At 72.5% G+C, this 24,438-nt stretch carries 21 protein-coding genes; 18 read left to right on the top strand and 3 right to left on the bottom strand.

Annotated features, from left to right (window positions below):
• Positions 1-241: 241 nt before the first annotated feature.
• Positions 242-2,713 (top strand): RelA/SpoT family protein, encoded by a 2,472-nt coding sequence (locus ABTY40_RS21790; protein WP_345282218.1) that lies wholly within the window; start codon positions 242-244, stop codon positions 2,711-2,713.
• A 75-nt stretch (positions 2,714-2,788) separates the two neighbouring features.
• Here ABTY40_RS21790 and ABTY40_RS21785 read toward each other — a convergent pair whose 3' ends face one another.
• Both ABTY40_RS21785 and ABTY40_RS21780 read right to left on the bottom strand, forming a co-directional pair.
• Positions 2,789-4,018 (bottom strand): DUF349 domain-containing protein, encoded by a 1,230-nt coding sequence (locus tag ABTY40_RS21785; protein WP_352061055.1) that lies wholly within the window; start codon positions 4,016-4,018, stop codon positions 2,789-2,791.
• Positions 4,019-4,241: 223 nt separating this feature from the next.
• Complete coding sequence (locus ABTY40_RS21780) at positions 4,242-4,991, bottom strand: peptidylprolyl isomerase (RefSeq protein WP_352061054.1); 750 nt, start codon at positions 4,989-4,991, stop codon at positions 4,242-4,244.
• 165 nt (positions 4,992-5,156) lie between these two features.
• Between ABTY40_RS21780 and ABTY40_RS21775 the strand changes: the two genes are divergently transcribed.
• The 5 genes from ABTY40_RS21775 to rpsD all read left to right on the top strand — a co-directional run bounded on the left by ABTY40_RS21775 (position 5,157) and on the right by rpsD (position 10,361).
• Positions 5,157-5,864 carry an MBL fold metallo-hydrolase gene (locus ABTY40_RS21775; protein WP_352061053.1) on the top strand — a complete coding sequence of 236 codons (708 nt, stop codon included), beginning with the start codon at positions 5,157-5,159 and terminating at the stop codon, positions 5,862-5,864.
• Positions 5,865-5,872: 8 nt separating this feature from the next.
• Positions 5,873-7,135 carry a histidine--tRNA ligase gene (gene hisS, locus ABTY40_RS21770; RefSeq protein ID WP_309051137.1) on the top strand — a complete coding sequence of 421 codons (1,263 nt, stop codon included), beginning with the start codon at positions 5,873-5,875 and terminating at the stop codon, positions 7,133-7,135.
• Positions 7,136-7,276: 141 nt separating this feature from the next.
• Positions 7,277-7,924, top strand: a complete 648-nt coding sequence (locus ABTY40_RS21765) for a vitamin K epoxide reductase family protein (protein ID WP_352061052.1) — start codon at positions 7,277-7,279, stop codon at positions 7,922-7,924.
• Between the two features lie 93 nt (positions 7,925-8,017).
• Positions 8,018-9,370, top strand: coding sequence for a replication-associated recombination protein A (locus ABTY40_RS21760; protein ID WP_309051142.1), 1,353 nt, complete (start codon positions 8,018-8,020; stop codon positions 9,368-9,370).
• A gap of 376 nt (positions 9,371-9,746) precedes the next feature.
• On the top strand, positions 9,747-10,361 hold the full coding sequence (gene rpsD / locus ABTY40_RS21755) for a 30S ribosomal protein S4 (protein ID WP_137990520.1): 615 nt from the start codon (positions 9,747-9,749) through the stop codon (positions 10,359-10,361).
• 52 nt (positions 10,362-10,413) lie between these two features.
• On the opposite strand, the gene ABTY40_RS21750 is transcribed toward rpsD, so the two are convergent.
• Positions 10,414-12,645: an ATP-binding protein gene (locus tag ABTY40_RS21750; protein ID WP_352061051.1), complete on the bottom strand. Its 2,232-nt coding sequence runs from the start codon at positions 12,643-12,645 to the stop codon at positions 10,414-10,416.
• A gap of 156 nt (positions 12,646-12,801) precedes the next feature.
• Between ABTY40_RS21750 and ABTY40_RS21745 the strand changes: the two genes are divergently transcribed.
• The 12 genes from ABTY40_RS21745 to ABTY40_RS21690 all read left to right on the top strand — a co-directional run bounded on the left by ABTY40_RS21745 (position 12,802) and on the right by ABTY40_RS21690 (position 24,352).
• Positions 12,802-13,242 carry a DUF948 domain-containing protein gene (locus tag ABTY40_RS21745; protein ID WP_309051134.1) on the top strand — a complete coding sequence of 147 codons (441 nt, stop codon included), beginning with the start codon at positions 12,802-12,804 and terminating at the stop codon, positions 13,240-13,242.
• Between the two features lie 6 nt (positions 13,243-13,248).
• Entirely contained in the window at positions 13,249-13,605 is a 357-nt protein-coding gene (locus tag ABTY40_RS21740) for a DUF6167 family protein (RefSeq protein WP_352061050.1), read from the top strand.
• A complete protein-coding gene (gene alaS / locus ABTY40_RS21735; RefSeq protein WP_352061049.1) occupies positions 13,605-16,274 on the top strand; it encodes an alanine--tRNA ligase in 2,670 nt (889 codons plus the stop codon). Before ABTY40_RS21740 ends, alaS begins: the two co-directional genes overlap by 1 nt.
• Positions 16,274-16,738 carry a Holliday junction resolvase RuvX gene (gene ruvX / locus ABTY40_RS21730; protein WP_345282198.1) on the top strand — a complete coding sequence of 155 codons (465 nt, stop codon included), beginning with the start codon at positions 16,274-16,276 and terminating at the stop codon, positions 16,736-16,738. The genes alaS and ruvX overlap by 1 nt, the downstream gene beginning before the upstream one ends.
• Before the next feature lie 102 nt (positions 16,739-16,840).
• Positions 16,841-18,661 (top strand): endolytic transglycosylase MltG, encoded by a 1,821-nt coding sequence (mltG, locus tag ABTY40_RS21725; protein ID WP_352061048.1) that lies wholly within the window; start codon positions 16,841-16,843, stop codon positions 18,659-18,661.
• A complete protein-coding gene (locus ABTY40_RS21720) occupies positions 18,642-19,484 on the top strand; it encodes a shikimate dehydrogenase (protein ID WP_352061047.1) in 843 nt (280 codons plus the stop codon). The genes mltG and ABTY40_RS21720 overlap by 20 nt, the downstream gene beginning before the upstream one ends.
• 74 nt (positions 19,485-19,558) lie before the next feature.
• Positions 19,559-19,774, top strand: coding sequence for a hypothetical protein (locus ABTY40_RS21715; RefSeq protein ID WP_352061046.1), 216 nt, complete (start codon positions 19,559-19,561; stop codon positions 19,772-19,774).
• Between the two features lie 135 nt (positions 19,775-19,909).
• Positions 19,910-21,094: a chorismate synthase gene (aroC, locus tag ABTY40_RS21710; RefSeq protein WP_345282190.1), complete on the top strand. Its 1,185-nt coding sequence runs from the start codon at positions 19,910-19,912 to the stop codon at positions 21,092-21,094.
• Positions 21,091-21,612, top strand: a complete 522-nt coding sequence (locus tag ABTY40_RS21705; protein ID WP_352061045.1) for a shikimate kinase — start codon at positions 21,091-21,093, stop codon at positions 21,610-21,612. The genes aroC and ABTY40_RS21705 overlap by 4 nt, the downstream gene beginning before the upstream one ends.
• Positions 21,609-22,706, top strand: a complete 1,098-nt coding sequence (gene aroB / locus ABTY40_RS21700; RefSeq protein ID WP_352061044.1) for a 3-dehydroquinate synthase — start codon at positions 21,609-21,611, stop codon at positions 22,704-22,706. Before ABTY40_RS21705 ends, aroB begins: the two co-directional genes overlap by 4 nt.
• The gene (gene aroQ, locus ABTY40_RS21695; RefSeq protein WP_345282184.1) at positions 22,703-23,155 is read left to right on the top strand and encodes a type II 3-dehydroquinate dehydratase; all 453 of its coding nucleotides are present in this window, start codon (positions 22,703-22,705) and stop codon (positions 23,153-23,155) included. The genes aroB and aroQ overlap by 4 nt, the downstream gene beginning before the upstream one ends.
• Positions 23,156-23,422: 267 nt before the next feature.
• Complete coding sequence (locus ABTY40_RS21690; RefSeq protein ID WP_352061043.1) at positions 23,423-24,352, top strand: AAA family ATPase; 930 nt, start codon at positions 23,423-23,425, stop codon at positions 24,350-24,352.
• Positions 24,353-24,438: the final 86 nt, after the last annotated feature.

Here is a 24,438-nt window from a genome sequence, read left to right as displayed (position 1 = left end):
CGCCCCGGGGAATCCCCGGGGCGCCCCTGTCCGTTCTCCCCGACGGACGGACCCTGCGGGTGTGCCCGGAATCGGAGGCGCCCGAGGACCGGCCGGGCCCTGCCCGCCGGAGAGCCGTCCGAAACCCGGGCGCGTGGGCACACCGGGGCCCGGCTCGATACCATGGCCTTTCCGGGCCTGACCGGGGGACCCGGAACCTCCCCCAGACCCGTTCCGGGGAGAACCCCCCAGAGGAGCGCTCTTGCCAGACGAGGCCCAGCCACTCTCCGCCGCGCAGCCCGACCCGAAGGCCGACCAGGCCGCGCCGGGGACCGGCGCGCCCCAGGAACGGCCCGCGGAGAACAGGCCGGCGCCTGCTGCGCCCGCCCCGGCGCCGACCCCGCCCGCGCGGTCCGCCCCGGCCCCGGCCGGCCGCTCCGGCGGCTCCTCGAACCGGGTCCGCGCCCGCCTCGCCCGCCTCGGCGTCCAGCGTTCCTCCCCGTACAACCCGGTCCTCGAACCGCTGCTGCGGATCGTCCGCTCCAACGACCCGAAGATCGAGACCGCGACGCTCCGCCAGATCGAGCGGGCCTACCAGGTCGCCGAGCGCTGGCACCGCGGTCAGAAGCGCAAGAGCGGCGACCCGTACATCACCCACCCGCTCGCCGTCACCACCATCCTCGCCGAGCTCGGCATGGACCCGGCGACCCTCATGGCCGGACTCCTCCACGACACCGTCGAGGACACCGAGTACGGCCTCGACACCCTCCGCCGCGACTTCGGCGACCAGGTCGCCCTCCTCGTCGACGGCGTCACCAAGCTCGACAAGGTCAAGTTCGGCGAGGCCGCGCAGGCCGAGACCGTCCGCAAGATGGTCGTCGCCATGGCCAAGGACCCGCGCGTCCTGGTCATCAAGCTCGCCGACCGCCTGCACAACATGCGCACCATGCGCTACCTCAAGCGGGAGAAGCAGGAGAAGAAGGCCCGCGAGACCCTGGAGATCTACGCCCCGCTGGCCCACCGGCTGGGCATGAACACCATCAAGTGGGAGCTGGAGGACCTCGCCTTCGCGATCCTCTACCCCAAGATGTACGACGAGATCGTCCGGCTCGTCGCCGAGCGCGCCCCCAAGCGCGACGAGTACCTCGCGATAGTGACCGACGAGGTGCAGGCCGACCTCCGGGCCGCCCGCATCAAGGCCACGGTCACCGGCCGCCCCAAGCACTACTACAGCGTCTACCAGAAGATGATCGTCCGCGGCCGGGACTTCGCGGAGATCTACGACCTGGTCGGCATCCGCGTCCTCGTGGACACCGTCCGCGACTGCTACGCGGCCCTCGGCACCGTCCACGCGCGATGGAACCCGGTCCCCGGCCGGTTCAAGGACTACATCGCGATGCCGAAGTTCAACATGTACCAGTCGCTGCACACGACGGTCATCGGACCCAACGGCAAACCGGTCGAACTCCAGATCCGCACCTTCGACATGCACCGGCGCGCCGAGTACGGCATCGCCGCCCACTGGAAGTACAAGCAGGAGGCCGTCGCCGGCGCCTCCAAGGTGCGCACCGACGCCCCCCGCAAGGCCGGCAAGGACGACCACGTCAACGACATGGCGTGGCTGCGCCAGCTGCTCGACTGGCAGAAGGAGACGGAGGACCCCTCCGAGTTCCTGGAGTCGCTCCGCTTCGACCTGTCCCGCAACGAGGTCTTCGTCTTCACCCCCAAGGGCGACGTCATAGCGCTGCCCGCCGGCGCCACCCCCGTCGACTTCGCCTACGCCGTCCACACCGAGGTCGGCCACCGCACCATAGGCGCGCGGGTCAACGGGCGGCTCGTCCCCCTCGAATCGACCCTCGACAACGGCGACCTGGTGGAGGTCTTCACCTCCAAGGCGGCCGGCGCGGGCCCGTCCCGCGACTGGCTGGGCTTCGTCAAGTCGCCCCGCGCCCGCAACAAGATCCGCGCCTGGTTCTCCAAGGAGCGCCGCGACGAGGCCATCGAGCAGGGCAAGGACGCCATCGCGCGTGCCATGCGCAAGCAGAACCTGCCGATCCAGCGGATCCTCACCGGCGACTCCCTCGTCACCCTCGCCCACGAGATGCGCTACAGCGACATCTCCTCGCTGTACGCGGCGATCGGCGAGGGCCACGTCACCGCCCAGTCCATCGTGCAGAAGCTGGTCCAGGCGCTCGGCGGTGAGGAGGCCGCCACCGAGGACATCGCCGAGACCGCCCCGCCGAGCCGCGGCCGCTCCAAGCGCCGCTCCAGCGCCGACCCCGGCGTGGTCGTCAAGGGCGTCGAGGACGTGTGGGTGAAACTCGCCCGCTGCTGCACCCCGGTCCCCGGCGACCCGATCATCGGCTTCGTCACCCGCGGCAGCGGCGTCAGCGTCCACCGCAGCGACTGCGTCAACGTCGAGTCGCTCTCGCGCGAGCCCGAGCGGATCCTGGACGTCGAATGGGCGCCCACCCAGTCCTCGGTCTTCCTGGTCGCCATCCAGGTCGAGGCCCTCGACCGCTCCCGGCTCCTGTCGGACGTCACCCGGGTCCTCTCGGACCAGCACGTCAACATCCTCTCGGCGGCCGTCCAGACCTCCCGCGACCGGGTGGCCACCTCCCGCTTCACCTTCGAGATGGGCGACCCCAAGCACCTCGGCCACGTCCTGAAGGCCGTCCGGGGCGTCGAGGGCGTGTACGACGTCTACCGCGTGACCAGCGCGCGGCGCCCGTGACCGTGCCCATGGGGAAGGCCCCCGGCGCGGGTGCGCCGGGGGCCTTCCCCGTACGGGACGACGGATCGGCAGCCGTCAGCCGCCGAACTCCTGCAGGCCCTTGAGCGCCTGGTCCAGCAGGGCCTGTCGGCCCTCCAGCTCCTTGGAGAGCTTGTCGGCCTTGGCGTCGTTGCCCGCCGCACGGGCCGCGTCGATCTGCTTGCGCAGCTTCTCGACGGCGTCCTGCAGCTGACCGGTCAGACCCTCGGCGCGCGCGCGTGCCTCCGGGTTCGTCCGGCGCCACTCGGCCTCCTCGGCCTCCTGGATCGCCCGCTCCACCGCGTGCATCCGGCCCTCGACCTTCGGCCGGGCGTCGCGCGGCACGTGGCCGATGGCCTCCCAGCGCTCGTTGAGGGAACGGAAGGCCGCACGGGCCGCCTTCAGGTCCGTCACCGGCACCAGCTTCTCGGCCTCGGTGGCGAGCTCCTCCTTCAGCTTGAGGTTCTCGGTCTGCTCCGCGTCCCGCTCGGCGAAGACCTCACCGCGCGCCGCGAAGAAGACGTCCTGGGCGCCGCGGAAGCGGTTCCACAGCTCGTCCTCGTGCTCGCGCTGGGCCCGGCCGGCCGCCTTCCACTCCGCCATCAGCTCGCGGTAGCGGGCCGCCGTGGCCCCCCAGTCGGTGGAGCTCGACAGCGACTCGGCCTCCGCGGCCAGCCGCTCCTTGACCTTGCGGGCCTCCTCGCGCTGCGAGTCCAGCGCGGCGAAGTGGGCCTTGCGGCGCTTGGAGAACGCCGAGCGGGCGTGCGAGAACCGGTGCCACAGCTCGTCGTCGGACTTCCGGTCGAGCCGGGGCAGGCCCTTCCAGGTGTCCACGAGGGCCCGCAGCCGCTCGCCCGCGGACCGCCACTGCTCGCTCTTGGCCAGCTCCTCGGCCTCCGCGACCAGCGCCTCCTTGGCCGCGCGGGCCTCGTCGGCCTGCTTCGCCTTCTGCGCCTTGCGCTCCTCGCGGCGCGACTCCACCGTCTCGGCGAGCTTGTCCAGCCGGGCGCCGAGCGCGGCCAGGTCACCGACGGCGTGGTGCTCGTCGACCTGCTGGCGGATGTGCTCGATCGCCGCGGTGGCGTCCTTCGCGGAGAGGTCGGTGGTCCTCACGCGCTTCTCGAGGAGGCCGATCTCGACCACCAAGCCCTCGTACTTGCGCTCGAAGTAGGCCAGGGCCTCCTCAGGGCTGCCCGCCTGCCACGATCCGACGACCTTCTCGCCCTCGGCCGTCCGCACGTACACGGTGCCCGTCTCGTCGACGCGGCCCCACGGGTCGCTGCTCACAGCGCCTCCTCACCATGATGCCGTCGCGGGGTCGTACCCCCCGGCATCGTCCACAGTTTCCCGGCGGGCCTCGCCCGCCTTCCGCAGCGCCGCCGGCGACGGCCCGCGCTGCACAACGCCAATCTAGGCGAACGGCGGCCCGGCTGTCCGCACTCAGCGCGACCGAATTCGGCCGCCCCCAGGGCGTACGGCTCCGGGCCCCGCGCCCGCCGGACACCGCCCGCTACTTCTTGGTGACGGTCGCCTTCTCGATGGTGACGGCCTTCTTCGGAGCGCCGTCCGCGCCGCCGCCCTCGACACCGCCGGCGGCCACGTCCCGGACGACCTTCAGACCGGCCGCGTCGATCGTGCCGAAGGGGGTGTAGCCGGGGGGCAGCGGGGAGTCCTTGTAGACGAGGAAGAACTGCGAGCCGCCCGTGCCGGGCTGGCCCGTGTTGGCCATGGCCACCGTCCCGGCCCGGTAGACGACCTTGCCGTTCGCGCCGGCCTTGCCCAGCGAGGCCAGGTTCTCGTCCGGGAGCGTGTAACCGGGGTCTCCGGTGCCGTCGCCCTTGGGGTCGCCGCACTGGAGCACGAAAATGCCGTCCGTCGTCAGCCGGTGACACTTCGTCCCGTCGAAGTACTTCTTCCCCGCGAGGTGGTGGAAGGAGTTCACCGTCTGCGGGGTCTTCGCCGCGTCCATGGTGACCGTCACGCGGCCCCGGTCGGTGTCCAGCGCCATCGTGTACGAGGCGTTCCGGTCGATGGTCAGCTCCGGCGCCGCGCTCGTGTTCTCACCCGAGGGCTTGGCGTCACCATCCGTCAGGCGCACCGAGGCGTACACCGCGGCACCCGCCGCGAGGACCACGGCCACGACGCCCGCCACGACGGTGTTGCGGCGCCTGGCCCTGCGCCGCGCCTCCTCCCGCCGCTGCTGCTGCCGCACGTACTTCTCCCTGGCGAGCTGCCGCCGACGCTGATCGCTGCTGACCACCGGTCCCGCTCCTTGTCCGCTCGTCTGTTCCCGTCCTGGCCGGGTGTGCCCGTACCGTATACGGGTTGGCTGTGGAACCGGCACCGCCGGTAGGCTCTGACCCGCCGTATTCCGAGGTTTCCACCCCTTCCGCGCCGCTGCGCCGGACGACTTCTAAGGACGAACGTGCTGATTGCCGGCTTCCCCGCCGGGGCCTGGGGGACCAACTGCTACCTGGTCGCCCCCGCCGCGGGCGAGGAGTGCGTCATCATCGACCCCGGCCACCAGGCCGCCCAGGGTGTCGAGGAGACGCTCAGGAAGCATCGGCTCAAGCCCGTCGCCGTCGTCCTCACCCACGGACACATCGACCACGTCGCGTCCGTCGTCCCGGTGTGCGGCGCCCATGACGTCCCCGCGTGGATCCACCCGTCCGACCGGTACATGATGAGCGACCCGGAGAAGGCCCTCGGCCGCTCCATCGGGATGCCCCTCATGGGAGAGCTGACCGTGGGGGAGCCCGACGACGTGCGGGAGCTCTCCGACGGTGCCGAGCTGAACCTCGCCGGCCTGGAGTTCTCCGTCGCCCACGCGCCCGGTCATACCAAGGGGTCGGTGACCTTCCGGATGCCCGAGAGCGCGGACGTGCCGTCCGTGTTCTTCTCCGGGGATCTGCTGTTCGCCGGCTCCGTCGGACGCACCGACCTGCCCGGCGGTGACATGGACGAGATGCTCGAGTCGCTGGCCCGCGTGTGCCTCCCGCTCGACAACTCGACCGTGGTCCTGTCGGGACACGGTCCCCAGACGACCATCGGCCAGGAGCGCGCCACCAACCCCTATCTGCGGCAGGTGGCGGCCGGCCTCGGGAGCCCCGACGCTCCCCGACGAGGAATGTGACGATTCACGTGAGCACCTTCAAGGCCCCCAAGGGCACGTACGACCTCATCCCGCCCGTCTCCGCGACGTACCTGGCGGTGCGCGAGGCCATCGCCGCCCCCGTGCGGAAGGCCGGCTACGGCTACGTCGAGACCCCCGGCTTCGAGGACGTGAACCTCTTCGCCCGTGGCGTCGGCGAGTCCACCGACATCGTGACCAAGGAGATGTACGCCTTCGAGACCAAGGGCGGCGACCGCCTCGCCCTGCGCCCCGAGGGCACCGCCTCCGTGCTGCGCGCCGCCCTGGAGGCGAACCTGCACAAGCAGGGCAACCTCCCGGTCAAGCTCTGGTACTCCGGCTCGTACTACCGCTACGAGCGTCCGCAGAAGGGCCGCTACCGCCACTTCTCGCAGGTCGGCGCCGAGGCGATCGGAGCCGAGGACCCGGCCCTCGACGCCGAGCTGATCATCCTCGCCGACGAGGCCTACCGCTCGCTCGGCCTGCGGAACTTCCGCATCCTGCTGAACTCGCTCGGCGACAAGGAGTGCCGCCCGGTCTACCGCGAGGCGCTGCAGACCTTTCTGCGCGGCCTCGACCTCGACGAGGAGACCCTGCGCCGCGCCGAGATCAACCCGCTGCGCGTCCTCGACGACAAGCGCGAGGCCGTGCAGAAGCAGCTCACCGGCGCCCCGCTCCTGCGCGACTACCTGTGCGACGCCTGCAAGGCGTACCACGAGGAGGTCCGCGCCCTGATCACCGCCGCCGGCGTGGTCTTCGAGGACGACGCCAAGCTCGTCCGCGGCCTCGACTACTACACCCGGACCACCTTCGAGTTCGTCCACGACGGCCTCGGCTCCCAGTCGGCGGTCGGCGGCGGCGGCCGCTACGACGGCCTCTCGGAGATGATCGGCGGCCCCGCGCTGCCGTCCGTGGGCTGGGCCCTCGGCGTCGACCGCACGGTCCTCGCCCTGGAGGCGGAGGGCGTCGAGCTCGACATCCCCGCCGCCACCTCCGTCTTCGCCGTGGCCCTCGGCGAGGAGGCGCGCCGTCTCCTCTTCGGCAAGATCACCGAGCTGCGCCGGGCCGGGATCGCCGCCGACTTCTCCTTCGGGGGCAAGGGACTCAAGGGCGCCATGAAGGACGCCAACCGCTCCGGCGCGCGCTTCGCCGTCGTCGCCGGCGAGCGCGATCTCGCCGAGGGCGTCGTCCAGCTCAAGGACATGGAGTCCGGTGAGCAGGAGGCCGTCGCCGTGGACGCGCTCGTGGACGCGGTCCGCGCCAAGCTGGCCTGATCGCCGCTCCCGCCCGGCCGGGCCCGGACCACCACGCGGTGGTCCGGGCCCGTTCCTTATGTCCCGCGAACGGCCGAGGGCGTCCGGCCTGTTGCAGAATGGCCGTGCCCACAAGGCCGGCCGAGCGAGGGAAAAGGCGACATGACGAAGGCAACGGTGGACGGCGGCGTCCCGTCCGGCCGGGACGGCGACGGCGCGATCCGGACGTCCGGCACCATCGGGGCGAGCAGGCCCCTCGCCTGGCTGTTGGTGATCACCGGTGCGGCCGGCGTCCTCGCCGCCTGGGTGATCACCCTCGACAAGTTCAAGCTCCTTGAGGACCCGAACTTCGTCCCGGGGTGCAGCCTCAACCCGATCGTCTCCTGCGGCAACATCATGAAGAGCGAGCAGGCCTCGGTCTTCGGCTTCCCGAACCCCATGCTCGGGCTCGTCACCTACGGCATGGTCGTCGCCATCGGCGCGGCCCTCCTCGCGGGCGCCCGCTTCCGCCGCTGGTACTGGCTCGGGCTCAACGCCGGCACCCTGTTCGGCGTCGGCTTCTGCACCTGGCTGATGCAGCAGTCCCTGTACGAGATCAACTCGCTCTGCCTCTGGTGCTGCCTCGCCTGGATCGCCACCATCGTCATGTTCTGGTACGTGACCTCGCACAACGTACGCAACGGCGTCCTGCCCGCCCCCGCCGCCCTGCGCGGCTTCCTCGACGAGTTCACCTGGATCCTCCCGGTCCTGCACATCGGCATCATCGGCATGCTGGTCCTGACCCGCTGGTGGGACTTCTGGACGAGCTGACCGCCCCGGACGTGCGGTCGCCGGCCCGAGCGGCGCCGGCGGTGCCGACGGTGTGGACGGCGTTGTCGGTGCGGTGACCTAGGCTTCATGAGCGTGGAGCCCGACCTCTTTACCGCAGCCGCCGAAGAACGCCAGGAGAAGGACCCCGCCGGCAGCCCGCTGGCCGTCCGGATGCGCCCCCGCACCCTCGACGAGGTGGTGGGCCAGCGCCACCTGCTCAAGCCCGGTTCACCGCTGCGCCGCCTCGTCGGCGAGAGCGGCGGACCCGCCGGGGCCTCCTCGGTGATCCTGTGGGGCCCGCCGGGCATCGGCAAGACCACCCTGGCGTACGTGGTGTCCAAGGCCACCGACAAGCGCTTCGTGGAGCTGTCCGCGATCACCGCGGGCGTCAAGGAGGTCCGGGCCGTCATCGACGGGGCCCGCCGGGCGGTCGGCGGCTACGGCAAGGAGACCGTCCTCTTCCTGGACGAGATCCACCGCTTCTCCAAGGCCCAGCAGGACTCCCTCCTGCCGGCCGTGGAGAACCGCTGGGTCACCCTCATCGCCGCCACCACCGAGAACCCGTACTTCTCGGTGATCTCCCCGCTCCTCTCCCGCTCCCTGCTGCTCACCCTGGAGCCGCTCACCGACGAGGACCTGCGCGGTCTGCTCGCCCGGGCACTGCGCGACGAGCGGGGCCTGGGCGGCGCGGTGACCCTGGCGGAGGATGCCGAGGCCCACCTGCTGCGGGTCGCCGGCGGGGACGCCCGGCGCGCCCTGACCGCCCTGGAGGCCGCGGCGGGTGCCGCCCTCGACAAGGGGGAGCCCGAGATCACCCTCGGGACCGTGGAGGAGACCGTCGACCGGGCCGCCGTCACGTACGACCGCGACGGCGACCAGCACTACGACGTGGCGAGCGCGCTCATCAAGTCGATCCGGGGTTCCGACGTCGACGCCGCCCTGCACTACCTGGCCCGCATGATCGAGGCGGGGGAGGACCCGCGCTTCATCGCCCGGCGGCTGATGATCTCGGCGAGCGAGGACATCGGGCTCGCCGACCCGACCGCGCTCCCGCTCGCCGTGGCCGCCGCCCAGGCCGTCGCGATGATCGGCTTCCCGGAGGCGGCGCTCACCCTCGGCCACGCCACCGTCGCCCTGGCCCTCGCCCCCAAGTCCAACGCGGTGACCAACGCGATCTTCGCCGCCCGCGCCGACGTGCAGAAGGGCCTCGCCGGTCCGGTACCGCCGCACCTGCGCGACGGCCACTACAAGGGCGCCGCCAAGCTCGGCCACGCCCAGGGCTACGTGTACCCGCACGACGTGCCCGGCGCGATCGCCGCCCAGCAGTACGCCCCCGACGCGATCCACGGCAAGCGTTACTACGAGCCCACCCGCTACGGGGCCGAGGCCCGCTACGCGGACGTGGTGGAGAAGGTCCGCGAGCGCCTCAGGGGCGAGGGCGGCTGACGGGTTCCGTAGCGAGGGGGCCGCCGGGGCCGCCCCGGTGCACCGGCCCCCGCCGGAGCCGGTACACTTCTCTGGATTGCTGTGTTCCGTGCCCGGCCCCGGTCGGCACCACCAGAGCGGGACCAACAGCGGGAGTCCCGGTCCCCGGACCTGTTCTCCAGGAGCGTCGCGCACCTTCGAAGGTGTCGCGTGCCACCCACCACCTCCCGGATTTCCGGACCAGGCGGTGGGTCGTTCGCGTGCTGCACGTATGTGCCCAGACCAGGGAGCGGCTGCCCGGCAGGCCCCTCACGGGACCGGCGGGTTTCCCCGGCTGCGGATGCGACCTCCTCTAACCCTGGTGAAGCCGTATTCATACAGATAGAGAGGTTGGTTCATGCCGAACCAGTCCCGTCCCAAGGTCAAGAAGTCGCGTGCCCTCGGCATCGCGCTGACCCCGAAGGCCGTCAAGTACTTCGAGGCCCGCCCCTACCCGCCGGGCGAGCACGGCCGTGGCCGCAAGCAGAACTCGGACTACAAGGTCCGTCTGCTCGAGAAGCAGCGTCTGCGCGCCCAGTACGACATCAGCGAGCGCCAGATGGCGCGCGCCTACGACCGTGCCAAGAAGGCCGAGGGCAAGACGGGTGAGGCGCTGGTCGTCGAGCTCGAGCGTCGTCTCGACGCCCTGGTCCTGCGTTCGGGCATCGCCCGCACCATCTACCAGGCCCGCCAGATGGTCGTTCACGGCCACATCCAGGTCAACGGCCAGAAGGTCGACAAGCCGTCCTTCCGCGTCCGTCCGGACGACGTCGTGATGGTGCGCGAGCGCTCCCGCGAGAAGCCGCTGTTCCAGGTGGCCCGTGAGGGTGGCTTCGCCGCTGACGGCGAGACCCCGCGCTACCTCCAGGTCAACCTGAAGGCCCTGGCCTTCCGCCTGGACCGCGACCCGAACCGCAAGGAGATCCCGGTCATCTGCGACGAGCAGCTGGTCGTCGAGTACTACGCCCGCTGATCCGGGGCACCTCCCGGCGGTAGCCGGGGGAGTCGTACCACCCTCGCGGTGTTCAGCCCGCCGCTTCCCCGCCCTTTCCGGTGGGGGAGCCGGCGGGCTTCCGCGTTCCCGGGACCCCCGAGGGGCGCGTCGTGCGGAACGGCCGCGGAGCCCCCGTCCCGTCCGCGGCCGGGCCGCCGCGGAAGGCGAGAGCCCGCTCCACCGCCGCGTCGAGCGACAGCGCCCTGCCCTCCCGCAGCGCCGCCTCGTACCGCTCGGCGCCCAGCTCCTCGGCCGCCCGGCGCGCGCACAGCTCCCGCGGCCCGTCGAAGGACGCCGAGCCGAACAGCCTGATCCCCACCGTGTCCCACACCGGCACCGCCGAACCCTGCAGCACGGCCGCCTCGGCCGGATCGCCCTCGCCGACCGTGACCAGCGCCAGCAGTTCGATCCCCAGGACCAGCCCCACCAGGTCGTGGAAGGCATGGTTGATCGTCACGCACTCGCGCAGCAGCTCCCGCGCCTCCGCGAGCTCCCCACGGGTCCACGCCGAGAAGGCCAGCACGTACAGCGCGTAGGCCCGGGTCCAGCGCTCGCCGCGCTCCTCGCAGACCTCCCGCACCTCCCGGCAGATCGCCGCCGCGCCCTCCAGATCGCCCTGGAACGCCCGCGCCATCGCGAGTTCCACCCGGCCCATCAGCACGTTGCTGTTGAGTTCGCCCAGTTCCCGGTATGTCTCCAGGGCCCGCCCGATCAGCTCCTCGGCCCGGGGCATGTCGTCCGAGAGCAGTGCCAGGCAGCCCATCCGGTGCGTCGCGTACGCCTCCGCCAGCAGGTTTCCCGCGTCCCGCGCGCGCTCGCGGCAGGAGTGGAGCGCCGCCACGGCCGCCGTGCCGTCGCCCTGGAGGACGGACACGTAGCCCAGCACCCACAGCGCCTTGAGCCGGGCGTCCTCGTACCCGGATTCCAGGGCCAGCGCCCGCTCCAGCCAGTGACGGCCCTCCGAGAGCCGCCCGCAGCCCACCCACGCGAACCAGAGCGTCCCCGCCAGGTGCTGGGCCAGGTGCGCGTCCTCCGGCTGCTCCAGGCACAGGTCGAGCGCGGCCCGCAGGTTGGGCAGTGCCGCGTCCGTCCGGGCGGCCACCTCCGCCTGGCGCGGGCTGAACCACTCCAGCTCGCACCAGGTGGCGAGGCCCATGTACCAGTCACGGTGCCGCCGCCGCATCCGCTCGGTGTCGCCGAGCGCCGCCAGCCACTCGGCCCCGTACGCGGCGACCGTGTCCAGCATCCGGTAGCCCGGCCCGGCCGGGGTGTCCTCCCGCGCCACCAGCGACTGGGCCAGCAGGCCGCCGAGCAGATCGAGGATCCGGTCCTGCGGCAGCTCCGGGCCGCCGCACACGTACTCCACCGCCTCCAGGTCGAACGGCCCGGCGAACACCGAGAGCCGCGCCCACAGCAGCCGCTCCTCGGGTGTGCACAGTTCGTGGCTCCAGCCGATGGCGGTGCGCAGCGTCTGATGGCGGGGCAGGACACCCCGCCCGCCGTCCGTGAGCAGCCGGAACCGGTCGTCGAGGCGGTGCAGCATCTGGTCGACCGAGAGCAGGGGGAGCCGGCTCGCCGCCAGCTCCAGGGCGAGCGGGATCCCGTCCAGGCGACGGCACAGCTCCCGTACCCCGGGATCCACGGCCCACCGGTCCGCCGCCCCGGACCCCGCCGGATCCGGCCGCGGCCCCGGCACGGCGGGCGGGCCGGTACGGACCGCCGGGCCGGGAGCCGGCGCGCCCGCCTCCGCCGCCCGCTCGGCGAGCAGCGCGACCGCGTCCGCCTCGTCCATCGGCGCCAGGGTGAACACCGCCTCGCCCGCCACCCGCAGCGCCCGCCGGCCGGTCGCCAGGACCGTGAGCCCCGGCGCGTGCCCGAGGAGCTCCCGAAGCAGCGGGGCGCAGCTCTCCACCAGGTGCTCGAAGCCGTCCACGACCAGCAGCAGCCGGGACCCCGCCAGGTGCTCGGCCAGCACCTCGCGCGGGGCCCGGGGCGTGTGGTCGGTCAGGCCGAGGGCCTCCACGAGGGCGTGCGCCACGAGCTCCGGGTCCCGCAGCGGGGCCAGTTCCGCGAGCCGTACGCCGTCGCCGTAGCGTTTCTGCGTGGCCGCGGCGACCCGCAGCGCGAGCCGGGACTTGCCGACCCCGCCCACGCCCACCACCGTGACCAGCCGCGATTCCTCCAGGAGCGCCTCCAGTGCGCTCCGCTCGGCGGCCCGTCCGACGAACCGGTTCAGCTCCGCCGGGAGATTGCTCCGTCGCATGGGACACGGAGCGTACTCACCCACGCGCGCTCCGTACAACCGCCCCCCCCGTGACCGGGCCCGCGGGCGGTAATGCGGTACGGCACAACAGCCCGGGCGCGATAGGGTCGGAGAACGACTTTTCGCAAGGCCAACGACAGCAGAGAGCGGTGCGGCGTGACCGGTGGAGAGGTTGCCGGGATCCTGGTGGCCGTGTTCTGGGCGATCCTCGTCTCCTTCCTCGCCGTGGTACTGGTGAGGCTGGCGCAGACGCTCAGGGCGACCACCAAGCTCGTGGCGGACGTGACGGAGCAGGCGGTTCCCCTGCTCGCCGACGCCTCGGCGACCGTGCGGTCCGCGCAGACCCAGCTCGACCGGGTCGACGCCATCGCCTCGGACGTCCAGGAGGTCACCTCCAACGCCTCCGCGCTCTCCTCCACCGTCGCCTCCACCTTCGGCGGCCCGCTCGTCAAGGTGGCCGCCTTCGGCTACGGCGTGCGCAAGGCCCTCGGCCGGGAGCGCGGCGGCCGCGAGGAAGCACCGCGGGCCACCACGCGACGCACCGTGATCGTCGGCCGTACCGTGCCCCTGGCACGCCGCAGGAAGCAGAAGGGCTGAGCCGCGATGTTCCGCCGCACGTTCTGGTTCACGGCCGGCGCAGCCGCCGGCGTCTGGGCCACCACCAAGGTCAACCGCAAGCTCCGGCAGCTGACGCCCGAGAGCCTCGCCGCCCAGGCCGCGGACAAGGCGATCGAGACCGGCCACCGGCTCAAGGAGTTCGCCCTCGACGTACGGGCCGGCATGGTCCAGCGCGAGGCGGAGCTGGGCGAGGCGCTCGGCCTGGGCGCGCCGCCGCCCGAGGATGGGGAGCTGCCGGAGGGGCGCCGCCGGGCCGCCCTGGGCGCGACCCGGCCCCCGCACACCACGTACACGCATCCCGTATTGCCCACGCATTCGAACAACCGGAATGAGGACCACTGATGGAGTCGGCTGAAATCCGCCGCCGCTGGCTGAGCTTCTTCGAGGAGCGCGGGCACACCGTCGTCCCTTCGGCGTCGCTCATCGCGGACGACCCGACTCTGCTGCTCGTCCCCGCCGGCATGGTGCCCTTCAAGCCCTACTTCCTGGGCGAGGTCAAGCCGCCCTTCTCGCGCGCCTCCAGCGTGCAGAAGTGCGTGCGCACGCCGGACATCGAGGAGGTCGGGAAGACCACCCGGCACGGCACCTTCTTCCAGATGTGCGGAAACTTCTCCTTCGGCGACTACTTCAAGGAAGGCGCCATCAAGCTCGCCTGGGAGCTGCTGACCACCCCGGTCGAGCACGGCGGCTACGGCCTGGAGCCGGAGAAGCTCTGGATCACCGTCTACCAGGAGGACGACGAGGCCGAGCAGATCTGGCGCGACGTCATCGGCGTCCCGGCCGAGCGCATCCAGCGCCTCGGCAAGAAGGACAACTACTGGTCGATGGGCGTCCCCGGCCCCTGCGGCCCCTGTTCCGAGATCAACTACGACCGCGGCCCGGAGTTCGGCGCCGAGGGCGGCCCCGCCGTCAACGACGAGCGGTACGTGGAGATCTGGAACCTCGTCTTCATGCAGTACGAGCGCGGCGAGGGCTCCGGCAAGGACGACTTCCCGATCCTCGGCGAGCTGCCGTCGAAGAACATCGACACCGGCCTCGGCCTGGAGCGCCTGGCGATGATCCTCCAGGGCGTCCAGAACATGTACGAGACGGACACGCTCAAGGTCGTCATCGACAAGGCCACCGAGCTCACCGGCGTCGCCTACGGCAAGGCCCACGACAGTGACGTCTCGCTGCGCGTGGTCGCCGACCACATGCGCACCTCCGTCATGCTCATCGGCGACGGCGTCACCCCCGGCAACGAGGGCCGCGGCTACGTGCTGCGCCGCATCATGCGCCGCGCCATCCGCAACATGCGCCTGCTCGGCGCCACCGGCCCGGTGGTGCAGGAGCTCGTCGACACCGTGATCACCACGATGGGCGAGCAGTACCCGGAGCTGGTCACCGACCGCAAGCGCATCGAGACCGTCGCCCTCGCCGAGGAGGCCGCCTTCCTCAAGGCCCTCAAGGGCGGCACCAACATCCTCGACACCGCCGTCACCGAGACCAAGGCCGCCGGCGGCACCGTCCTCTCCGGCGACAAGGCGTTCCTGCTCCACGACACCTGGGGCTTCCCGATCGACCTCACCCTGGAGATGGCCGCCGAGCAGGGCCTGTCCGTGGACGAGGACGGCTTCCGCCGCCTGATGAAGGAGCAGCGGGAGCGCGCCAAGGCCGACGCCCAGGCCAAGAAGACCGGCCACGCCGACCTGACCTCGTACCGCGAGATCGCCGACACGGCCGGCGCCACCGAGTTCACCGGCTACACCAACACCGAGGGCGAGACCACCGTCGTCGGCCTGCTGGTCAACGGCGTCCCGTCCCCGGCCGCCTCCGAGGGCGACGAGGTCGAGGTCGTCCTCGACCGCACCCCGTTCTACGCCGAGGGCGGCGGCCAGATCGCCGACCAGGGCCGCATCAAGCTGCACTCCGGCGCCGTCATCGAGGTCCGCGACGTGCAGCAGCCGGTTCCGGGCGTCTCGGTCCACAAGGGGTCGGTCCAGGTCGGCGAGGTGACCGTCGGCGCCACCGCCTACGCCGCCATCGACGTGCGCCGCCGCAGGGCCATCGCCCGCGCCCACTCGGCCACCCACCTCACCCACCAGGCCCTGCGCGACGCCCTCGGCCCGACGGCCGCCCAGGCCGGCTCCGAGAACCAGCCCGGCCGCTTCCGCTTCGACTTCGGCTCGCCGAACGCCGTTCCGGGCACGGTCCTCATGGACGTCGAGCAGAAGATCAACGAGGTGCTCGCCCGCGAGCTGGACGTGCACGCCGAGGTCATGCCGATCGACGAGGCCAAGCGCCAGGGCGCCATCGCCGAGTTCGGCGAGAAGTACGGCGAGAAGGTCCGCGTCGTCACCATCGGGGACTTCTCCAAGGAGCTGTGCGGCGGCACGCACGTCCACAACACCGCCCAGCTGGGTCTGGTGAAGCTCCTCGGCGAGTCCTCCATCGGCTCCGGCGTGCGCCGCATCGAGGCCCTCGTCGGCGTCGACGCGTACAACTTCCTCGCCAGGGAGCACACGGTCGTCGCCCAGCTCCAGGAGCTGGTCAAGGGCCGCCCGGAGGAGCTGCCGGAGAAGATCTCCACCATGCTCGGCAAGCTGAAGGACGCCGAGAAGGAGATCGAGAAGTTCCGCGCGGAGAAGGTCCTCCAGGCCGCCGCCGGCCTGGTCGAGTCCGCCAAGGACATCCGGGGCGTCGCCCTGGTCACCGGCCAGGTGCCGGACGGCACCGGCGCCGACGACCTGCGCAAGCTGGTCCTGGACGTCCGCGGCCGCATCTCCTCCGACCGTCCGGCCGTCGTGGCCCTCTTCACCACGGCGAACGGCAAGCCGCTCACGGTCATCGCCACCAACGAGGCCGCCCGCGAGCGCGGTCTCAAGGCCGGCGAGCTGGTCCGCACGGCCGCCAAGACCCTCGGCGGCGGTGGCGGCGGCAAGCCGGACGTCGCCCAGGGCGGCGGCCAGAACCCGGAGGCCGTCGGCGAGGCCATCGCCGCCGTCGAGCGCCTCGTGGTGGAAACGGCCTGATGCGACGAGGACGACGACTCGCCGTCGACGTCGGGGACGCCCGGATCGGGGTCGCCTCGTGCGACCCCGACGGGGTCCTGGCCACGCCGGTGGAGACCGTGCCGGGACGTGACGTCCCGGCCGCCCACCGGCGGCTCCGCCAGATCGTCGAGGAGTACGAACCGATCGAGGTCGTCGTGGGCCTGCCCCGCTCGCTCAGCGGGCGGGAGGGCCCGGCCGCGACCAAGGTCCGTGCCTTCGCCCGCGAGATGGCCAAGGGCATCGCCCCGGTCCCGGTCCGGCTGGTGGACGAGCGGATGACGACGGTGAGCGCGACCCACGGGCTGCGCGCCTCCGGGGTGAAGGCGAAGAAGGGGCGGTCGGTCATCGACCAGGCCGCCGCTGTGATCATCCTGCAGAACGCTCTTGAGTCCGAACGGGTATCAGGTAATCCGCCCGGTGAGGGCGTCGAAGTGGTCATCTGATCGCGATACGGTAACGTTCCGCGCGATGCGGCGGTGTTCGAACATCTGCCGTACTACGGAGAGGCGGATCGTCCGGAAGCCTCGCGGCTGTTTTGGGGATCGATGACTGAGTATGGCCGGAGCCCCGGCTCCGAACCGTGGCACCCCACGGACCCCTTGTACGGGGACCAGGGGTGGGAGGGCCAGCAGCAGTACCACCCGCACCCGCAGCAGGCGACGCAGTACGGCCACGGGGAGCAGGGTTACCCGCAGCAGGGGTACCAGGACCCGTACGCGCAGCCGGACGGTGGGCAGGGCTACGCGCCCGACCCGTACCAGCAGCAACAGCAACAGCACCAGCCGGTGGACCAGCAGCAGTCCCACGCGCACCAGCAGCATCAGGAACAACAGCAGCACCAGAACCAGCAGGCGCAGCACGAGCAGTACGCGCAGCAGGGCTACGGCGACCAGCGGCAGTACGAGCAGCCGGGGTACCCGGGCGGCGGTTACGACACGCCCGGGAACCCCGGACACCAGTACGACGCCACCTGGGAGACCGGTCAGGCGGCCATGCCGTACACCGCGCCCCCGGCCGATCCGTACGGCGGCCAGGACCCCGACCTCTACGGAACTCCCGACGCCTACCCGCCCCCGCAGCCCCCCGGCCGGCGGCAGGAACCGCCGTCGCGGGACCGCGACTGGGAGGCGGAGGAGGATCCTCACCCCGAGCCGGAGGAGGAACGTCACCCCTTCTTCACCGGCGAGGACGACGACCCCGACGAGGCCCGCGCGACCGAATCCGCGGGCCGTGGCGGCCGCGGCTCGCGCGGCGACGACCGCGAGCGCCGCAACAAGGCCAAGAAGCGCAAGGGCAAGAACGGCTTCGCCTGCCTGGTCGTCGCGGCGGTCCTCGTCGGCGGCGTCGGCGGCATCGGCTACTTCGGCTACCAGTTCTGGCAGGGCCAGTTCGGCGAGGCCCCCGACTACGCGGGCGCCGGCACCGGCGAGGTGCAGGTCGAGATCCCCAAGGGCGCTCTCGGCTACGACATCGGCAACATCCTGAAGAAGGCCGGTGTGGTCAAGAGCGTCGACGCCTTCGTGGCGGCGCAGCAGAGGGACCCGAACGGCCGCTCCATCCAGGATGGCGTCTACACCCTGAAGAAGGAGATGTCCGCCGACAGCGCGGTCAAGCTGCTGCTCAGCCCGGCCAGCCAGGCCAACCTGATCATCCCCGAGGGCAAGCGCAATGCCTGGGTGTACGAGCGGCTGGACCAGCGCCTCAAACTCGAACCCGGCACCACCCGGGAGATCGCCCTCACCAAGGCGGACTCGCTGGGCCTGCCCGACTGGGCCAAGGGGCACCAGAACGTCAAGGACCCCCTGGAAGGCTTCCTCTTCCCGGCCAGCTACCCGGTCGCCAAGAGCAGCAAGCCCGAGGACGCGCTCCGCAAGATGGTGAGCCGCGCCAACCAGGAGTACGCCAAGCTCGACCTGGAGACGAAGTCCCGGGAGCTCGGCATGAAGAGTCCGTGGGACCTGGTGACCGTCGCGAGCCTCGTGCAGGCTGAGGGCAAGACGCACGACGACTTCCGCAAGATGGCCGAGGTCGTCTACAACCGTCTCCAGCCCGACAACCGGGAGACCTACCAGCTCCTCCAGTTCGACTCCACGCTGAACTACCTCAAGGGCCAGTCCGAGATCAAGATCTCGGAGAAGGAAGCCAACACCAACACCGACCCGTACAACACCTACAAGCACAAGGGCCTGCCGCCCGGCCCCATCGGCAACCCGGGCAACGAGGCACTCGCCGCCATGCTCGACCCCACGAAGGACGGCTGGATCTACTTCGTGGCCACGGACGGCATGAACAAGACCGAGTTCGCCAAGACGCACGCCGAGTTCCTGATCCTGAAGGACAAGTTCAATGCCAGCACGAACCAGTGAGACGCGCCGCCGCGCGGCCGTCCTCGGTTCGCCGATCGCCCACTCGCTCTCCCCGGTCCTCCACCGGGCCGCGTACGAGACGCTCGGCCTGGACGACTGGTCCTACGACCGCTTCGAGGTCGACGAGGCGGCGCTGCCCGGCTTCGTCACCGAGCTCGACGACACCTGGGCCGGCCTGTCGCTGACCATGCCGCTGAAGCGGGCGATCATCCCGCTCCTCGACGGGATCAGCGACACGGCGGCCTCCGTGGAGGCGGTCAACACGGTGGTGTTCCGCGCGGACGGGCGCCGGGTCGGTGACAACACCGACATCCCCGGCATGATCGCCGCCCTGCGCGAGCGGGGCGTCGAGAAGGTGGAGTCGGCGGCCGTCCTCGGCGCCGGCGCCACCGCCTCCTCCGCCCTCGCCGCGCTGGCCCGCGTCTGCGCGGGCCCGGTCACGGCCTACGTACGGAGCGAGGCCCGCGCCGAGGAGATGCGCGGCTGGGGCGAGCGGCTCGGCGTGGAGGTCCGTACCGCCGGCTGGGACCGGGCGGCCGAGGCCTTCGCCGCGCCGCTGGTCGTCGCGACCACCCCGGCCGGCACCACGAACGCCCTCGCCGCCGACGTCCCCGGCCGGGTCGGCACCCTCTTCGACGTCCTGTACGACCCGTGGCCGACACCACTGGCCGCCGCCTGGTCCGAGCGCGGCGGCAAGGTGGTCGGCGGCCTCGACCTCCTGGTCCACCAGGCGGTCCTCCAGGTCGAACAGATGACGGGCGTCCCGCGCGCGCCGCTCGCGGCGATGCGCGCGGCGGGGGAGCGGGCACTGGCCGCCCGCTGAGTCGTCCCGGGCGGGGACCGGGACGACTCACGGGGAAACGGCGAACGCAGAGAGACACGAGAGACACGGGGGACATGGGCGGGGACCTGACGCTGGCGTCGAAATGGGACGTCGGCCTCGATCTGGCGCGTTTTCTGTACGTGGGATTCTTCAGCGACGTCCCGGCCTGGGCGCGCTGGACCGTCGTCGTCCTGGGCTGCGGCGCCCTCGGCTACGGGGCCGTGCGGTCCCGCAGGGCCCGTACCGAGGACGCCGGACGTCCCGACGACGGCACCTCCGGCGCCCCGTAGGGCGAGACGCGCGTCCGACAGCTGGACCGGGGACAAGGGGGACGCCCCGGACGTGGGAGGATCTGGGGTGGCGGGCCCGGGCCGCGCACCCGGCCGCGCCGTCGCAGTGCCCAGGCGCGAGCATGAGGAGCATCGTTGAGCAGGTTGCGTTGGCTGACCGCTGGGGAGTCCCACGGACCCGCGCTGGTCGCGACCCTTGAGGGTCTTCCCGCCGGTGTCCCGGTCACCACTGAGCTGGTGGCCGACCACCTCGCGCGGCGGCGCCTCGGGTACGGGCGCGGCGCCCGGATGAAGTTCGAGCAGGACGAGATCACCTTCCTCGGCGGTGTACGGCACGGCCTCTCCCTCGGCTCCCCGATCGCCGTCATGGTCGGCAACACCGAGTGGCCCAAGTGGGAGAAGGTCATGTCGGCCGACCCGGTCGACCCCTCGGAACTCAAGGAGACCGGCCGCAACGCGCCGCTCACCCGTCCCCGCCCCGGCCACGCCGACCTCGCCGGCATGCAGAAGTACGGCTTCGACGAGGCCCGGCCGATCCTGGAGCGCGCCAGTGCCCGGGAGACCGCCGCCCGCGTCGCCCTCGGCGCCGTCGCCCGCTCCTTCCTCAAGGAGGCCGCGGGCATCGAGATCGTCAGCCACGTCGTGGAGCTGGCCGCCGCCAAGGCCCCGTACGGCGTGTACCCGACCCCCGCCGACGTCGAGAAGCTCGACGCCGACCCGGTCCGCTGCCTCGACGCCGACGCGAGCAAGGCGATGGTCGCGGAGATCGACCAGGCCCACAAGGACGGCGACACCCTCGGCGGCGTCGTCGAGGTCCTGGCCTACGGCGTGCCCGTCGGCCTCGGCTCGCACGTCCACTGGGACCGCCGCCTCGACGCCCGGCTCGCCGCCGCGCTCATGGGCATCCAGGCCATCAAGGGCGTCGAGGTCGGCGACGGCTTCGACCTCGCCCGCGTGCCCGGCTCGAAGGCCCACGACGAGATCGTGAAGACCGACGAGGGCATCCGGCGCACCTCCGGCCGCTCCGGCGGCACCGAGGGCGGCCTGACCACCGGCGAGCTGCTGCGCGTGCGCGCCGCGATGAAGCCCATCGCGACCGTCCCCCGCGCCCTCGCCACCGTCGACGTCGCCACCGGCGAGGCCGCGGCCGCCCACCACCAGCGCTCCGACGTCTGCGCCGTCCCGGCCGCGGGCATCGTCGCCGAGGCCATGGTCGCCCTGGTCCTCGCCGACGCCGTGCTGGAGAAGTTCGGCGGCGACTCGGTCCCCGAGACCCGCCGCAACGTCCGGTCGTACCTCGACCACCTGCACATCCGGTGACCGGCGGGCCGCTGGTCGTCCTCGTCGGGCCGATGGGCTCCGGCAAGTCCACGGTGGGCGCGCTCCTCGCCGAACGGCTCGGCGCGCCCTACCGGGACACCGACGCCGACATCGTCGCCGCCGAGGGCCGGGAGATCTCCGACATCTTCGTCGAGGACGGCGAGGAACACTTCCGCGCCCTTGAGCGGGCCGCCGTCGCCGCGGCGCTCGCCGAGCACCAGGGCGTCCTCGCCCTCGGCGGCGGCGCGGTCCTCGACGCCGGGACCCGCGCCCTGCTGGCCGGGCTGCCCGTCGCGTACCTCTCCATGGACGTCGAGGAGGCCGTACGCCGGGTGGGGCTGAACACCGCCCGGCCGCTGCTCGCCGTCAACCCGCGCCGCCAGTGGCGCGAGCTGATGGAGGCCCGCCGTCACCTGTACACCGAAGTCGCCCGGGTCGTCGTCGCCACCGACGAGCGGACCCCCGAGGAGGTCGCGGACGCGGTCCTCTCGGCACTGGAACTGAAGAAGGACGCATGACCACGGAGCAGGACGTCACCCGCATCCACGTCGGGGGCAGCGCGGGCACCGACCCGTACGAGGTGCTGGTCGGCCGGCAGCTGCTCGGCGAGCTCCCCACCCTCATCGGGGACAGGGCCAAGCGGGTCGCCGTGATCCACCCGGAGGCCCTGGCCGAGACCGGCGAAGCGCTCCGCCAGGACCTCGCCGACCAGGGCTACGAGGCCGTCGCCATCCAGGTGCCCAACGCCGAGGAGGCGAAGACCGCCGAGGTCGCCGCCTACTGCTGGAAGGCCCTCGGCCAGACCGGTTTCACCCGCACCGACGTCATCGTGGGCGTCGGCGGGGGCGCCACCACCGACCTCGCCGGCTTCGTCGCCGCGACCTGGCTGCGGGGCGTGCGCTGGGTCGCCGTACCGACCACGGTCCTCGCCATGGTCGACGCGGCCGTCGGCGGCAAGACCGGCATCAACACCGCCGAGGGCAAGAACCTCGTCGGCGCCTTCCACCCGCCGGCCGGCGTGCTGTGCGACCTGGCCGCCCTCGACTCGCTGCCGGTCCACGACTACGTCAGCGGTCTCGCCGAGATCATCAAGGCCGGTTTCATCGCCGACCCGGTGATCCTGGACCTGATCGAGCAGGACCCGCAGGCGGCCCGGACCCCCGCCGGACCGCACACCGCCGAGCTGATCGTCCGCTCCGTCAAGGTCAAGGCGGAGGTCGTCTCCGGCGACCTCAAGGAGTCCGGCCGCCGCGAGATCCTCAACTACGGCCACACCCTCGCCCACGCCATCGAGAAGAACGAGCGGTACAAGTGGCGCCACGGCGCCGCCGTCTCCGTCGGCATGGTCTTCGCCGCCGAGCTCGGCCGGCTCGCCGGCCGCCTCGACGACGCCACCGCCGACCGGCACCGCAGCGTCCTGGAGTCCGTGGGCCTGCCGCTCACCTACCGGGGCGACCAGTGGCCCAAGCTCCTGGAGACCATGAAGGTGGACAAGAAATCCCGCGGCGACCTGCTGCGCTTCATCGTGCTCGACGGGCTCGGCAAGCCGGCCGTCCTCGAAGGCCCCGACCCGGCCGTCCTCGTCGCGGCGTACGGCGAGGTGTCCGCGTGAGCGAGCCGGGACGCCGGCGCGTCCTCGTCCTGAACGGCCCGAACCTGGGCCGGCTCGGCTCCCGTGAGCCGGACATCTACGGCGCCACCTCCTACAAGGGGCTGGTCGAGTCCTGCCGGAACCTCGGCGCGGAGCTGGGCTTCGACGTCGAGGTCCGCGAGACGAACGACGAGGGCGAGATGATCCGCTGGCTCCACGAGGCGGCGGACGGCACGATCCCGGTCATCCTCAACCCGGGGGCGTTCACCCACTACTCGTACGGGATGCGCGACGCCGCCGCCCAGCGCACCGCGCCGCTGATCGAGGTCCACATCTCCAACCCGTACGCCCGTGAGGAGTTCCGCCACACCTCGGTCGTCGCCGCCGTGGCCACCGGCACGGTCGCGGGCTTCGGCATCGGCTCCTACCGGCTCGCACTGCGGGCCCTCGCCGAGGAACTGTCCGCCTGAGGGATTGAGGGGCCGGGTCCGGGCAAGGGGGTGGGGGCGAGGGCCCGCCCGTCGGGACCGGTGACGCGCGGGCCGGGGGTCGTCCCGGCCGGGCGCGCGGGACCGCCGTGCCCGGCGAGGCGCTCGCGGGGCGCCCGGTGCGGAGCCGGGCACTCCCGGCGGAGCCCGGCCGTTCCCCTCGCGGGGGGCCGGGGCGGTAACGTTCCGCCGTCCCCGCACACGCCGGGACACCGGAAACAGCAGTCGTACGGGACGGAGTGCCACCGGATGCAGCACGCAGTGGGGGGCCCGCTGCCACCGCCGGAGCGGTCGGGCCGGGCACCCGACCCCGTGAACGGACCCGGCGGGTCCCAGGACGGCCGACCTCCCGTCCCGCCGCCCCCTCCTTCCGCGCCCGCGCGGCCCGGCTCCCGCCTCGGCGTGCACCGCGCCGTCCAGGCCGGCGCCCCCGGGGCGCCCCACCCCGCCGCACCGCCGGCGCCTCCGGGCGCACCGGCCTGGGGCGCCCCCGGAGCCGTACCGCAGCACCCGGCCGCGCCTCCCTCCGCGCCGCCGCACCGCGCCGAACCCACCGGTCACGTCCCGCTGCCGCCCGTCGCGCCCCTCGCGCCGGCCGCCGAGCACGCGGCCGGCACGGGCACCGCGACCCTCGCCGTCCTGCTGATCGGCCCGGCGGGCGCGGGCAAGACGACGGTGGCCCGCCACTGGGCCCAGCGGCGGCGGGTGCCGACCGCGCACATCAGCCTGGACGACGTCCGCGAATGGGTCTGCTCCGGATTCGCCGACCCGCAGTCCGGGTGGAACGAGAACTCCGAGGCGCAGTACCGGCTCGCCCGCCGCACCTGCGGTTTCGCCGCCCGGAACTTCCTCGCCAACGGCATCTCCTGCATCCTCGACGACGCCGTCTTCCCCGACCGCCCCGTCGTCGGCCTCGGCGGCTGGAAGCGGCACGTCGGGCCCGGCCTGCTGCCCGTGGTCCTGCTGCCCGGCCTGGAGATCGTCCTGGAGCGCAACGCCGAGCGCAGCGGCAACCGGCGCCTCTCGGACGAGGAGGTCGCCGCCATCCACGGCCGGATGGCCGGCTGGTACGGCTCGGGCCTGCCGATCATCGACAACTCCACGTACGACGTGGAGACCACGGCCCGCGTCCTCGACGAGGTCCTCGCCCGCGCGATAGCGAGCCCGCCCGCCTGGTGATCGGCGTCCGCCCCGGGCCCGCGCCCGGGGCGGCCCCCCGTCCCGCCCCGGTCGGCCGCGCTGAACAGGCCGGAGCGCGCCGGGGC

This window comes from Streptomyces sp. NPDC126503, assembly GCF_040302405.1.
GTDB lineage: Bacteria > Actinomycetota > Actinomycetes > Streptomycetales > Streptomycetaceae > Streptomyces > Streptomyces gulbargensis.
The sequence above is the reverse complement of the archived record's forward strand: the minus strand, read 5'-3'. Positions and strand labels throughout refer to the sequence as shown.